This window comes from Bacteroidota bacterium (assembly GCA_013360915.1).
In the GTDB taxonomy this organism is placed as follows: domain Bacteria; phylum Bacteroidota; class JABWAT01; order JABWAT01; family JABWAT01; genus JABWAT01.
On sequence record JABWAT010000012.1, the window covers coordinates 55,461 to 69,593 of the forward strand.

Genomic DNA, 14,133 nt, shown 5'->3' on the forward strand with positions numbered 1-14,133 from the left:
TGATTGAAAATACGATTGAAGATTATGCAGATGCAACCAATCCGGTTTTAAAAACGATAACCAGCCCGGAAGGTCAGGGTCGGATACCACCGCGCACGGGTTTCTCCATCGGATTGCTGCATCAGCCAGCCATCAGCCGACAGATCCAGCCGTGCTCCGGCCGAGAACAGGCGAAACAGCACTCCCTGCTGGCGGATGGATTGTACCAACTGCCAGGTTTCTGATTGCCACCTGTCCTGATCCTGGATATACAGACGGTAGCCCACATAAACCGCAGGCACCATCAGCCAGCCCGCTTCTGCCATTCGTCCCCATAACCGCCGGGTTGGCCACTGACGGAATGTTTCCGTGTTCAGTGTTCCCTGCTGAGTCTCGGTCCAGAGGGCGCGAAGAATAAAAACTTCATTGAGTATGGAAATCCGGAGTGAATCTTCAACCGTCAGCGTCCGGAGAACAAAGCTTTTCGGAACCAGAAAATTGGCATCATAGTCAAAGAATCTCAGTTGTGAACTGAGCAGACTTTTAACTGAATTGGCCACATCTTCAGACAGTTGGTTATCGGCTTCCCACATCAACCGCACATAGTGGTTTCGGTAGTTATCGCCCGAGCGGTCGCGGTGAATAAACACCTGATGGGTCTGCTGATAGTCTATTCCGCCCGACAACCGGTGCTGAGTTCCCTTCCAGACAGCCCCCTGACTGATTCCGATGGTTCCTGCATCACGGTCATCGAGGGAATTGTTGTTCGGATTAAACAGCTGATCACGGGAAATTAACAGGCCCGACTTCCATGACCAATCGCCCGACGACCAGGTGGTTGATTGAACCAGCCGGATGAACCGGTTGCTGATGTTACGTTTTTTTAGTTTTTCCGACTGGATGGATTCATTCAATCCTGCCAGGCCTTGCGTTTCGAGAAGGCCGTAGGAATCACTTCCCTCGCCCAATTGAGCCATCAGTCCGACCTGCCACGGCCCCGGTTGCCATGAAAGATTCCAGTCGGTAAACGTTTCACCTGCCAGAACCTGGTAATTTGGGTTTTGCGGTCCGGCCAGATCGGTCTTCCGGTCAATCTGCCGGTTTTTCCAGGATCCCGAAAAAGCCAACGTCAGATCTGAAAAGAAAAGAGGCAGGGTGAATCCGGCGGTCAGCTGATCGGTGGTTTCTTCACGATGATCGAGCTGATACCCCGATGTGACGAGAGTGGTCACAAAATCCCGTTCATTCACGGACCGGGTGTATCTGATATCGAAGGCCTGCATAACCGGATCACTTAAGGCAAGGCTCACCTGCTGTTTCTTCAATCCGCGACGGTCGGCGGTGCTGCTGTAATGGGATCCACTCAGGTCGATGGCCAACCGGTCGGCAGCCACCAGGCGCGATTCATGATTCAGCCAGAGAGAAGGACCCGACAGGGATTGATTGGATTGAGAAACCATCCAGATACCGGCCCCGCCGGCGGTGGAATGTCCTTCCCCGATCCATTGCAGACCGGCAGCCGGTTTCCAGTCATGACTGGTACTGACCGGCCCATCCTGACGTTGCCACAGACTCAGCCCCTCCATCCGAACGATGGCGGAAACGGAATCAATCAGCGGGTAGGATCCCAGAAAAGATGCAGAGACTTCATCGCGAAGCTGACGGGTGGTGGTCTCATTGACAACGGACTGCCAGTTCACCGACCAGTCAAGAAGGGGATGGATTCCCGAGGCCATCCAGTCGGTCTTCCAGGTTTTCAGAAACTGCCGGTAATCATAACGGAGGGTGGTCTGACCAGTGGTCATCAGAGGGACAAGCAACAGACCGATCAGAACGATCCGCATCACTCCCGATCCGGACGGTGACGGTTGAGTGCATCGGTCAGCAGGTGGTTCAGTTCCTGAACCTGGGCTGGAGAGAGCGTTTCTTTCCTGACGGCCAGACGAAGGGTTTCGAGAGCCAGTTCGGCGTAAACCGGCACCAGATGGGGCAACTGATTACCCAATTCGTCAATATGTTGTCGGATGGTGAATTCATCACCCCGGGCAATCGGGCCGGTAAGGGATTGCACCGGAGACCTGCCTTCGAGTCCCCTGAGAGTTCCTTCAATGAGCGGAAGCATCATTTTACGGCCATCTTCACGATTAACCCCGCAAGCAGCCAGCACATCGCCCGACAGGGCCGACAGCGTGACCAGGTAATTGCTGACCATGACACAAGCCAGATGGTACATGGGACGGGCACTGGCGGGAATCACCACCGGCGATCCGCCCAGGCCATGCACAAAATCCTTCAATCGTCTCAGGTGGGCTGCGGGGGCATCGATCCCCCAATAAATGTGATCGAACCGGTCACCGGGTTCATCTCTGGTTGGGAACGTCTGTATCGGATGGCAGGCCCCGGTCACTGCTCCCAGTTTTTTCAGAGGGGCCAGCACACTGGCATCCAGCGCTCCCGACACATGAACCACCATTGTATTCTGCCAGTCAAAAAATAAAATCTGCGACAAGGCAGAGACTGTTTCCTTCAGGTGATCATCGGGCACAGCCAGAACCAGAAAAGTTGTTTCTCTGTGCAGGTTATCGATCCTTGTTGAAAAACTGACCGGGTGAGAGGTGATAGCCAGTGTTTCAAGCCAGGCAGCATCGCGGGAAATAACCGAAAAGGCCGGATTTCCGAGGTCATACAACCGCCGGGCGAGCGTACTTCCCAGACGCCCGGCACCGACGATGGTTACCTTAAAATCACGGAAATCCTTTCCTGACATCAGGCTGTCTGCTCCTGATGGACAGACTTAGGCACACGGGAGTACGCCATGGAAAAATAAGTTACCTGACGGTCCCCCACTTCCCACTTTTCGACTTGCGAGAAATACCGGTAAATGTTCAATGTCTTGTAATTAAGCGTTTTGGAAACTTTTGCTGCAATGTGAAATGGTCCGTGTGCACCGCCAAGAAAGTGTCCCTTCCACTGACGGGTAAAAAAGAAATCGGTGCTTCCATCGAGCATGGTGGCTCTGATTTTTGCAATCCGTTCTTCCAGTTCATAGTCGGGTACATCGGGTTCGCTGATCATATCGCCGCAAACCACCACCAGACAATTCCGCTGATGCAGGATTTCTCCCATGGCGTGGGCCAGTTCATCACACAATTCTTTAGACTGATTGCCAATAATAATTGGCAGAATTTTAAATCCGGGCTGCAAAGCCACCTGAAGGAATGGCAATTGCATTTCAATGAAACTATCCTGATTGAAATGCCCCTTGTCGCTGACGAAAATGTCATCGTCTTCATCGGCGAATTCATCCCGCATCTGATAGTCAATTTTCAGGCTTCCCAGCGGAGAGTGGTATTCATCCCCGTTAAAAACGGAAATGAAATTAAAAAACTCCGATTCGGAATAAGCCAGCAACACCACCGTATCGAACTTGTCTCCACGGACCACGGCATAGGATCGTGCATATAAATCGGCACAGTCTTCGAGCGGGCCTTGCGGGACGACGATCAGACGGGTGGTTTCCTTTCCCGGCAGGTCAGTCCGGTTCAGGATGGATTCAATACCAGACCGCAGGGTTTCCGGGTCGGCGGGATAGAGTTTTCCGGAGGCGATGGGTTTTCGGACAGATTGTACTTTCATGGTTTTATAGGTCTCCTGTTGGCAGTCTTCATGGTCAGCGTCAAATCTAACACAATTTGGGGGATTTTTAAAAGATCGAACGATCCGGCGGTTTCAGTTGTTAGGGTGGAAAGTTTACTTTTGTACCCTTTTCTGACTGACCGGAGCCATCATGACTGTTTCTGTTACCAATATTGAAGCCACCCCCAATCCAGATGCCCTGAAATTTATTGTGAATCAGGTGCTGATTCCCAAGGGAACCCGTTCATATGCCACCCGTGAGTCAGCGGCCAATGATCCGCTGGCCTTTGCCCTGTTTGGGCACCGGCATGTGGTATCGGTTTTCTACATGGATCAGTTCGTCACGGTTACCAAAAATCCAGATGCTTCCTGGTCCATGATCATGGGAGATATCAAGGCCCTCATTGAGAAGACTGATGTATCAGGCCTGGAATCGGTTGTTGCCGATACAGCCGGCCCTTCTTCCGGAGATGTTCTTCTCGATAAGGTAAAGGACATTCTGAAGGTTCGTGTTCTGCCTTATCTGGCCAATGACGGTGGCTCGCTCGAAGTGCTTGGCATGGAGGGATATCAGTTGAAAATCCGGTACCAGGGTGCCTGCGGATCCTGCCCGAGTTCCTCTTCAGGAACGCTCAACGCCATTCAGGCCATGTTGCGCCACACGGTCGATCCCAAAATTGAAGTGATCACCGGCTGATTTCCTGTCTTTTTCAAACCCGGCTTTACCAACAGAAGCCGGGTTTCCATCCACCCTTTCCGATCCGACTATGAATCCCTTTTTACGTCAGGTTAATCAATCCATTCCCTTTCAATCGCTGTCGTCTGATCATGTCGGCGAGGCGGTTCAGGTGACCCTTGCAGAAGCCGATGGTGTGCTTAAATCCATCCTGAAAGCAGACCCGCTGACCGTTGACACGGTTCTGGTTCCGCTCGACCGGTTGTATCACACGGTGTACCGGGTATTTAACCCCATCTATCTCATGGCAGAAACCCATCCGCAGGAGGCAATCCGGTCTGCCTGCCGCGAGGCCATCGAAGCCTTTTCTTCCTGGCTGAATACACTGGCGATTAACGAAGACCTGTACAAGGTCGTGAAAGCTTACGAATCCACCAGCGAGGCTAGGTTACTTACCGGGGTGATGAAACGCTATCTGGATGACACGATCATGGGATTCCGGCGGTCAGGATTCGATCTGACAGCCGACGACCGGGACCGGCTTAAATCCATCCGGATCGATATTGATAAATTGTCACTCGATTTCCAGAAAAACATTGCCGACAGCACCTCCGCCTCGCTTGCCATTCCCATCGGTGAGGCAGAGGGTTTGCCAGCCGATTATGTGGAAGCCCGTAAACAGGCCGATGGCACGCTTCGTGTTGATCTGAGCTACCCCTCCTACGTTCCGTTCATGAAATATTGCCGGTCGGAGCCCTGGCGCGAACAACTCTGGCGATTGTATAACCAAAGAGCCTGGCCAGCCAACCTGGACCTGCTCGACCAGTTACTGATTAAACGGCATGAACTGGCCACTGTACTTGGTTACCGGTCCTATGCCGCTTATGCAACCGAAGACCGGATGGCCAAAACACCCGAAACCGTTTGGAAATTTGAACAGGATCTGACTGAAAAGGTCAGGCAAAAGGCCTCGGCTGATTATCAATTACTGCTTGAAGAAAAACGATCCTTTACCGGCCAGACCGATGCGGTGGTTCATGAATGGGATTCTGCTTTTTATTCAAACCGGATTAAAGAGACCCGGTATTCGGTGAACGATCAGGAAGTGAAGCACTATTTTGAACTGAATTCAGTTCTGGATGGCCTGTTCCGGATCAACGGAACGATTCTTGGGCTGACTTTCCGTGAAGTGACCACACCGGCCGTCTGGCATGAAACAGTCCGGCAGTTTGAAGTGGTGGATCAGAAGACCAACCGGCCCATCGGGACTTTTTATCTCGACCTGTTTCCGCGGGAAAACAAATATTCCCACGCCGCCATGTTTCCGCTGGTGAGCGGAATCAGTCTGGGAGCGGATTATGAAAGACCGGTGGCTGCACTGGTTTGCAACTTTCCGGCTACCACACCTTCCCAACCCTCTCTGTTGCTTTTTTCGGATGTGAACACGCTGTTTCATGAATTCGGACATTTGCTGCATGGCATGGTAACGACCTCCCCCTTGCAAGCGTATGCCGGCACCAATGTGCTGCTCGACTTTGTGGAAACCCCCTCGCAATTTTTCGAGAACTTTCTGTACGATTATCCAACGGTATCGTCCTTCGCCCGCCACTACCAGACCGGCGATCCGTTTCCTTCTGATCTGTTCAACCGGATTCTCTCGGCCCGGAATCTGGGTTCCGGGTTATTTGCTCAATCTCAGTTGTTGTACGGAACGCTCGATTTTACCCTGCATGATGGGTTTATCCCTGGTCCGGAAAAAACAACCACCGATGTACTGAAGCAGCTTAAATCGGAACAGACTCATTTTCCCTGGAAGGACGGGAATTACTTTCATGCAGCCTTTGGTCATTTATCGGGCTATGCGGCCGGGTATTATTCCTACCTCTGGGCCAAGGTGTATGCACAGGATATCTGGTCCGTTTTCGAATCGGCCGGCGCATCAGATCCCGCCACCGGGTTGAAATTCCGCGAGACCATTCTGGAGCCGGGTGGCACCCGCGATCCGATGGAATTGGTGGAAACCTTTCTTGGCCGAAAACCCGATACCGCTGCGTTTCTTCGTGACCTGGGAGTGTGAGAAGGGTGACTGGTGATTGGGGATTGGTGACTGGTGATTGGAAAAACCTTTGAACGGAGTCATCCCGACCGAAGCCGGGATCTATGAATGATAAGGAAACGCAAGGCCAACTTACAGGGAAGAAGATTCCGGCTTCTCCGTCTGGGCCGGATTCACAGCGCCGGAATGACAGTTGGTTTTTTTCAGTGATCAAAGGTCAGAGAATAGAAATACCCGGGCCCTGAGGCTCTCGAAGGGTGCGGGTATTTCAAAACAAAAATTCAATAGACCCTCTCCCCTTCCCTCTCCGGCGAAGAGGGTGAAATTCTGGATTCCTTATTCCTTATTCCTTATTCCGTATTCCGTATTCTGAATTCTGAATTCTGAATTCTGAATTCTGAATTCTGAATTCTTTCTCCTGACTCCTGTCTCCTGTATTTCACATCTGCCACAGCTTCCAGTAGTCTTCGAAAAGAGATTCACGGGCTTCAGGAGTGAGTTTCAGCGGGTGACGGGTATCGATCATGACGGCATATTCATCAGTCCGGTCCTTTTTCCGCTGATTGGCATAGGCTTTCGGATGCGGACCGTGATGGATACCAAACGGGTGGAAAGTGACCATTCCGGCTTCAATTCCATCGCGGGAGAAGAAATTGCCATCGTGGTAAAAAATCACTTCATCGTAATCAATATTCCGGTGCCAGAAGGGAACCCGTTCCGCATCGTAGTCTTCCTCGAGGGGCCGGGGCACAAAGGAACAAATCACAAAGTGATCGCCCAGCATGGTGGTATGAACCGACGGAGCAAGATGCCCACGGTGACTCATGACCGGTCTGAACTCTTTTATATTCAGTTTCCAGGGATATAAGGTTCCTTTCCATCCCACCACATCGAGCGGATGGTACGGATAAAACACCGAGGTCAGTTCACCATTCCGCTTAATGCGAACCTCGTATTTATCCGTGGTTGTTTCATAAGCAATGGGTTCGGGGACTTCAATCGCCGCCGGATCATACAACGCATGCTGTCCCAGCAGTCCGCGATCGGGTTGACGAATGGAGGAACGGCTTTCAATCATCAGCAGGTAACAGGGTTCTTCAGGAACCAGCCGGTAAGTCGTTCCCCGTGGAATAACCAGATAATCGCCGCGGTGAAAAGTCAGCGGGCCGTAATCGGTTTCCAGAAATCCATGACCTTCATGGATGAACAGAACCCAATCCCCATCGGCATTCCGGGACCAGAACAGGTCGGCGGTCACCTGCTGATGTTTATACAGTGCCACGTCTTCGTTGTACAAAAACGGAACCGGCATGGCGGCTGAAGGCATTTTCCGGGTATCGATGCAGTATGGCCTGCAATCCCCTTTGATTTTCAGCCAGTTGGTGGGTGAATTCTGGTGATACAAATGGGAAACCGGACCGAAAAATCCTTCGCGTCCGTGCTCTTCTTCAAATGTTCCGTCGGGCACGCCCACGTGAGCCTGCCGGGTGGTCAGTCCTTTTCTGAGATGTTGCATGGGTGGTCAATCCCCTCTTCTTGTTTTTCTGAATATACAATTCAACCAGGGCGATGTCACGACAGGATGGTGAAGGTGAGGCATCTGTGATTTGAATAAAAGCCTGCTTTATCCGACACTGTGATTAATCCATTCCCCTGTTGCCAAACGGTTCGTGATGGGGGCGGAAAATGAGGAGTCCTGCTATCCCTTCTTCCTGACCACCAACACATCCTGGCTGCCTGCAATCTGCAAATCAGCACCGGGATGGTGGACCTGAAGGGTTAATGAATCGGGAAGCTGGGAAATAATCCAGATGGTGGGTGTGTAAGAGGTGAATAACCGGCTTCCATCCTTATAAGGACGTAAAACGGGCTGACCGGCATAAAAGGCTTCCCGTTCCTTTCCATACAGATTCCGGCTGGCATAAAAATCATCGATAGTCGTGAACAAATAAAAACCACCCGGTTTCAGAATGCGGCTGACTTCCCCGAAGAGAATCCGGATGCTGTCTGCATCCAGATGAGTCACCACGGACAATGAAAATACCAGATCAAAGGATTGGTCCGAATAGGGTAACGGATGGTCCAGCAGATTGACTGTATAGTGGTTTTCCGGAAAATGACGGGCATTCCACTGAATCATGTCTCCATCCAGATCGCATCCGTGAAACGTTCCCTCCGGGTACCATTTTTTCAGCGGATTCAGCACCCGTGACAATCCGCAACCCAGGTCGAGAACAGCCGGTTTTTCTGCAGAAAAATATGGTTTCAGGACCGAATGGATGGATTGGGCAGCAAACTCGCCGCTGGCAAAAAAACGATGGTAATCCAGTTTGCCAAAAATTTCATACACCTGCCGGTTCGGATACATTTTCAGAAGGAGTTGATTCCGGACGAAGGATTCCTGCTGATTGCGCCTGAAATACCGGAGGTAACTGAACATAAACCGGCACTCCTCGGCAAGGCGGATCAAGCCAAGAGACCGAAGAGAATTTGACAGAAATGTTTTAAGCTTGAATGTTTGCACTGAAAAGAAAATCCGGGAAAAAAGTGTAACAGACGACGATTAATTCCGGACGACCCGGTTTCGCAGAATCCCCAATCCGGTAATTTCCAGTTCAATCACATCATCGGGTTTCACCCACCGGTCCAGTTCGTAACCGCAGCCAGTCCCGACCGTTCCGCTTCCGATGAGTTCACCTGGAACAAGCATTTCATCTTTGGAGACGTGACTGATCATCTGTTCGAAGGTCCAGTGACTTGAGCCCGAATGACCACGGCTCCATTCTTCGCCATTGACGCGGGCAATCATGGTTAAATCGCGACTGTTTCCCACTTCATCGGGCGTCACCAGCCAGGGTCCGATGGCTGTGGCAAAATCTTTTCCCTTCGATGGACCCAGGCGCAGACTCATTTCCTGCATCTGAATATCACGTGCGGAAAAATCGTTCAGAATACAATAGCCGGCAATGTACTCATGGGCTTCTTCAACCGGAATGTTTTTTCCGGCTTTTCCGATGACGCAGGCAAGTTCCAGTTCATAATCAAATTTTTCGGTAAAAGACGGCCAGTGAACCACGGTATCAGGACCAATGAAGGTTTTCGGATTTCCTTTGTAATAGACCGGCAACTCATACCACAACGATGGGAATTCCTGATTCCGGCGGGAATAACCGGTACGGACATGCTGTTCAAAGGCCAGAAAATCGCGGAAGGAAACGGGCTCGGGCAGCGGGGCTTTCAACCGGACTTCCCGGGTTTTCCAGACAATTTTTTCTTCCCGCGGACCCCGGATGGTCAGTTTCCGGTAGGATCGTGTCGAGAAAATATCGAGCACCGTCCGGGCGATTTCCATTCCATTGTCGCCGGTTTTTAGAAAATCGAGCATATTAGAAGGAAGCTGCGCAGCTGCCACTTCATACGGCCGGGTTTCGCCGTCTTCTGCCAGCAACAGCGTATAAGCAAAATTGAGATCGATAACGTACGTTCCGGACAGGACACCCAGACGGGAAATCCGTCCCATGGGACAGAGAAATTCAAACGTGACGAGTTTCATGGGGTTTTTCTTTTTAATATGGTCGCAAAGACGCTAAGACGCAAAGATATTTTGGTTTTCAATACAAGAAACTCTGCGATCTTTGCGAATTCTTTGCTGTCTTTGCGTTTCAATTCCTTTTAACGCAGAGACGCCAAGGGTTCATACCAAAGGACGCAAAGGTTTTTTGGTTTTCAATACAAGAAACTCTGCGATCTTTGCGAATTCTTTGCTGTCTTTGCGTTTAAATACACATTTTATTTCAGCACACCACGGATCATCTGGTCGCGTTCGATGGCATCGAAAAGCGCCTGGAAATTCCCATCACCGAATCCATCATGACCTTTTCGTTCAATGATTTCAAAGAAGGAGGGGCCGATCTGGTCCTTTGTAAAAATCTGCAGCAAATACCCATCAGAATCACCATCCACCAGAATGGCGTTTTCTTCCAGTTCAGCCAGATTTTCCTTCACGTTTGGTACCCGCTTGGGTGCCATCTCATAATAGGTATGCGGCGGTGGTGTGAGAAATTCAAATCCCTGCGCACGCAATTTTTTTACCGTCGGAATGATTTGCTTACAGCTCAGTGCAATGTGCTGCACGCCCGACCCATTATGCCGATGAATAAATTCGGTGACCTGATCGGTTCCATCGGGTCCCCAGGGTTCGTTGATGGGAATCGTCACCTGTTTATTTGCAGACCGGACGACCTTGCTGCGCAAGGCTGTTTTCTCACCTTTGATCTCGAAATACCGGACGGCCTCGAATCCATAAATCCGGTGATAAAACTCAACCCATTTATTCATTTCCCCATGCGGAACGTTGTTGGTGAGATGGTCGACATGAATCAGACCCGGATTCTGGTCGGCCGGTAATGCGTCAGAATCATGAAACGGTGAAAATCCGGGAGCAAAGGGTGCTTTGTCGGATCGTTCAATAAATATATTCAGCACATCTCCGAATCCCTGAATGGCAGCCCACCGCCAGGTATGCCCCTGATCGGTCACCGTTTGCAATGGAAGGCGTTCGGTTGCTCCCCGGCGGATGGCTTCATCGAAGGCCTGTCCGGCATTTTCCACACGGAAGGCCAGAGCTGATACGCCACCTCCGTGTTTTTTCTGGTAGGATTCATTGTAATCTCCCGCCGAGGATTCCGTCACCAGAAAGGAAGATTTGTGGGTTTCCATCAGCCATTTTTTTAATCCGTTTTTTTGAAACGTGGCCGTGATAGAAAATCCGAGCCTGTGAAATAATCCGATCAGCTCAGATGCATTGGATGTGGTGAATTCCAGATGGTCAAGCCGGATGACACCGAGAGGATTTTGTTGGTCTTGCATTTTTTTTCAGTTAAGTGTTAAGAGTTAAAAGTTAAGAGCCAATACAAGTGAATGGTGATTGGAAAAAACCGGTGGCTAAGGGTTTCGAAGCCAAAGGGTTTTTCCAGTGATCAGCGATCAGAAATCAGAGAACAGAAATACCCGGGCCCTGAGGCTCTCGAAGGGAGCGGGTATTTCAAAGCAAACTTTCAATAGACCCACACACCTTCCCTCTCCGGCGGAGAGGGTGACATTCCGTATTCTGCATTCTGGCTCCTGGCTTCTGAATTCTGAATTCTGAATTCTGAATTCTGAATTCTGAATTCTTCCTCCTGACTCCTATCTCCTGTCTCCTGACTCCAGCATTTCCTGATACACCTCGCGGAACGCCCGGATAAATTCTGCATTTTCATCAGGCAAGCCCGTGGTAATGCGCAGACAGGTTGGTAAATCGAAGGCAGTCAAAGGACGCACCATGATTCCCTTCTTCAGCAAGCCGAGATGAACAGCCTGAACGGCCGTTTCTGTTCCCAGATCGATGGTCACAAAATTGGCATAACTGTGAAGGTGTGGAATATCCAACTCTTCAAAAAGTTTATAAAACTGTTCAAGCGCTTCCTGATTGGTCCGGAGGTAGGTATCGACAAAACCAGTATCCTTCATGCTGGCAAGAGCAGCCACCTGAGCCAATGTATTGGGTTCGAAGGGTAATTTGACTTTCATCAGGTTGCTGATTAACCGGTCATGTGCCATGCCATAACCGACACGAACACCAGCCAATCCGTGCGCTTTGGAAAAGGTGCGCAGGGTGATCACATTGTCGTACCGGTAATGCATGCTGTCCGGGTAATCCGGCGAAGATTGTGCAAATTCGAAATATGCTTCATCCAGAATAATCAGGACCCGATCGGGGACGTGTTTGTAAAAGGCATCGAATTCGCTGCGGGTAAAAATGGTTCCGGTCGGATTGTTCGGATTGCATAGATAGATGATTTTGGTTTTCTGGCTGATGTAAGGAATCATCGCCTTCAGTTCGAACCGGTAATTGTTCAGCGGCACCCAGTAGGTTTTTTTGCCGGATGCATTGGCCAATACCTTAAATCCGATAAACGTACCCGCCGATGTGATGATTTCATCACCTTCAGCCAGAAACGTCCGCATGATGTTGGACATGATGCCTTCAGATCCGCTGCCAAGAACCACATTCCCGGGTTTAACCTTGAATTTTTCAGCCAGTGCATCCCGCAAATCAGTACCGGCTGAGTCGGGATACCGGTGCAGATCTCCCATGATCTGCTGCATGGCTTCAATGGCACGGGGTGAAGGTCCGAACGGATTTTCGTTGGAGGCCAGTTTAATGATACGATCGAGGCCGAATCGCTGGCGGATTTCCTGAATGGTACCGCCGGCCTTGTACGGCTCGAGTTTCTCGATGTAATGAGGAACGAGCGTCATGGTTTTATTTGGTCTGGTCAGATTGCGATTCTGTAAAGATACACCCAAGGGGGCCCCGATGCGACACCCCGGCTGCCACCTGATTTAACTGGCTTAAAAGTCGACAATTCACGCACACCGGTTGTATTTTCGCCGGTTTTCCAGTGTAAAGGGACACCATGAAAGACATCCTTCTCATCACCGTCACCGGCGAAGACCGCCCCGGGCTGACTCATGCGCTTTGTTCGGTCATGGCAGAGTCGGGCGTTCACATCCTTGACATGTCGCAATCGGTGATTCACTCATCCCTCTCACTTGGAATGATGATTGAAATGCCCCGGAAGGATCTGCTGAATCCGCATGATGTGATGAAGGAATTGCTTTTTAAAGCCTTTGAACTGGGTGTCACCCTGAAATTCACACCAGTCACCGAAGACCGGTACTCTCAGTGGGTGGCCGGACAGGGAAAAAAGCGGTACACGGTCACCTTGCTTGCCCGATGGATTGAAGCCTCTCATGTGGCTGAACTGACCGGAATCATCAGCCGGAACGGATTAAATATCGATGTCATCACCCGACTGACCGGACGGCCTCCGCTGAAGGAAACAGACCGGATGCCCCGCGCCTGCTTCGAATTTTCCTTACGCGGCGAACCCATGAATCACCGTGAGATGAAGGCTGCGTTCCTCGACCTTTCCCATGAATCGGGCATTGACATTGCCTTCCAGGAGGAAAACCGGTACCGGCGTAACCGGCGGGTGGTGGCCTTTGACATGGATTCAACGCTGATTAACACCGAGGTGATCGATGAACTGGCCCGACGAGCCGGTGTGGGTGATCAGGTATCGGCAATAACAGAAGCTGCCATGCGCGGTGAACTGGACTATCGCCAGAGTCTTTCTAAGCGGCTGTCCCTGATCAGAGGACTGAAGGCAGATGTACTCGATGACATTGCCCACTCCCTTCAACTGAATGAAGGGGCCGAGCGTCTGATTTCCGTCCTGAAATCACTGGGATATAAAACTGCCATCATTTCGGGTGGATTCACCTATTTCGGCCGGTTTTTGCAGAAAAAACTGGGAATCGATTATGTCTTCGCCAATGAATTGGAAATTGTGAATGGCGAAGTAACGGGACAGGTGCTGGGCGAGATTGTGGATGCCAACCGGAAAGCGGATTGCCTGAAACTGATCGCGGAAAAAGAAGGAATCAATCTGCAGCAGGTGATTGCAGTGGGAGATGGGGCCAATGACTTGCCCATGCTGGCTGCTGCCGGTCTGGGAATTGCCTTCCGTGCAAAGCCACTGGTAAAACAATCGGCCTCGCATGCGCTTTCCACCATCGGACTGGATGGGATTCTCTATCTGATGGGAATCAGAGACCGGGACCTGAACGGCGATTAAATAGAAGCCCCGACCCGGACAGACCGGATCGGGGTTCCGGAGTGGGTGTTACTTCACGAGGGTTAATTTTTTCGTTACAACCTGGTTGTTGAATTCCAGTT

Annotated in this window: 11 protein-coding genes; 3 read left to right on the forward strand and 8 right to left on the reverse strand. The window is 50.8% G+C overall.

The window, feature by feature from the left end:
- Nucleotides 1–47 precede the first annotated feature (47 nt).
- Genes HUU10_12115 through amrB form a run of 3 tightly spaced genes read right to left on the reverse strand, consistent with a single transcriptional unit; the run spans nucleotide 48 to nucleotide 3,615 of the window.
- The gene (locus HUU10_12115) at nucleotides 48–1,826 is read right to left on the reverse strand and encodes a hypothetical protein (protein NUQ82347.1); all 1,779 of its coding nucleotides are present in this window, start codon (nucleotides 1,824–1,826) and stop codon (nucleotides 48–50) included.
- Complete coding sequence (locus HUU10_12120) at nucleotides 1,823–2,746, reverse strand: DUF2520 domain-containing protein (protein ID NUQ82348.1); 924 nt, start codon at nucleotides 2,744–2,746, stop codon at nucleotides 1,823–1,825. Before HUU10_12120 ends, HUU10_12115 begins: the two co-directional genes overlap by 4 nt.
- On the reverse strand, nucleotides 2,746–3,615 hold the full coding sequence (gene amrB / locus HUU10_12125; protein NUQ82349.1) for an AmmeMemoRadiSam system protein B: 870 nt from the start codon (nucleotides 3,613–3,615) through the stop codon (nucleotides 2,746–2,748). The genes HUU10_12120 and amrB overlap by 1 nt, the downstream gene beginning before the upstream one ends.
- Nucleotides 3,616–3,766: 151 nt before the next feature.
- Here amrB and HUU10_12130 point away from each other — a divergent pair, with 151 nt between their 5' ends.
- Nucleotides 3,767–4,312, forward strand: coding sequence for a NifU family protein (locus HUU10_12130; protein NUQ82350.1), 546 nt, complete (start codon nucleotides 3,767–3,769; stop codon nucleotides 4,310–4,312).
- A gap of 70 nt (nucleotides 4,313–4,382) precedes the next feature.
- On the forward strand, nucleotides 4,383–6,368 hold the full coding sequence (locus HUU10_12135) for a Zn-dependent oligopeptidase (protein NUQ82351.1): 1,986 nt from the start codon (nucleotides 4,383–4,385) through the stop codon (nucleotides 6,366–6,368).
- 418 nt (nucleotides 6,369–6,786) lie between these two features.
- Here the strand turns inward: HUU10_12135 and HUU10_12140 are convergent, their stop codons facing one another.
- From HUU10_12140 to HUU10_12160, 5 genes are all read right to left on the reverse strand, one after another.
- Nucleotides 6,787–7,863, reverse strand: coding sequence for a homogentisate 1,2-dioxygenase (locus HUU10_12140; GenBank protein ID NUQ82352.1), 1,077 nt, complete (start codon nucleotides 7,861–7,863; stop codon nucleotides 6,787–6,789).
- Between the two features lie 183 nt (nucleotides 7,864–8,046).
- Complete coding sequence (locus HUU10_12145; protein ID NUQ82353.1) at nucleotides 8,047–8,787, reverse strand: class I SAM-dependent methyltransferase; 741 nt, start codon at nucleotides 8,785–8,787, stop codon at nucleotides 8,047–8,049.
- A gap of 123 nt (nucleotides 8,788–8,910) precedes the next feature.
- The gene (locus HUU10_12150; protein ID NUQ82354.1) at nucleotides 8,911–9,900 is read right to left on the reverse strand and encodes a fumarylacetoacetate hydrolase family protein; all 990 of its coding nucleotides are present in this window, start codon (nucleotides 9,898–9,900) and stop codon (nucleotides 8,911–8,913) included.
- 236 nt (nucleotides 9,901–10,136) lie between these two features.
- Nucleotides 10,137–11,216, reverse strand: a complete 1,080-nt coding sequence (hppD, locus tag HUU10_12155; GenBank protein ID NUQ82355.1) for a 4-hydroxyphenylpyruvate dioxygenase — start codon at nucleotides 11,214–11,216, stop codon at nucleotides 10,137–10,139.
- A 318-nt stretch (nucleotides 11,217–11,534) separates the two neighbouring features.
- On the reverse strand, nucleotides 11,535–12,650 hold the full coding sequence (locus HUU10_12160) for a histidinol-phosphate transaminase (protein ID NUQ82356.1): 1,116 nt from the start codon (nucleotides 12,648–12,650) through the stop codon (nucleotides 11,535–11,537).
- Nucleotides 12,651–12,808: 158 nt separating this feature from the next.
- On the opposite strand from HUU10_12160, the gene serB reads away from it, so the two are divergent.
- Nucleotides 12,809–14,032: a phosphoserine phosphatase SerB gene (gene serB / locus HUU10_12165; protein ID NUQ82357.1), complete on the forward strand. Its 1,224-nt coding sequence runs from the start codon at nucleotides 12,809–12,811 to the stop codon at nucleotides 14,030–14,032.
- Nucleotides 14,033–14,133 lie beyond the last annotated feature (101 nt).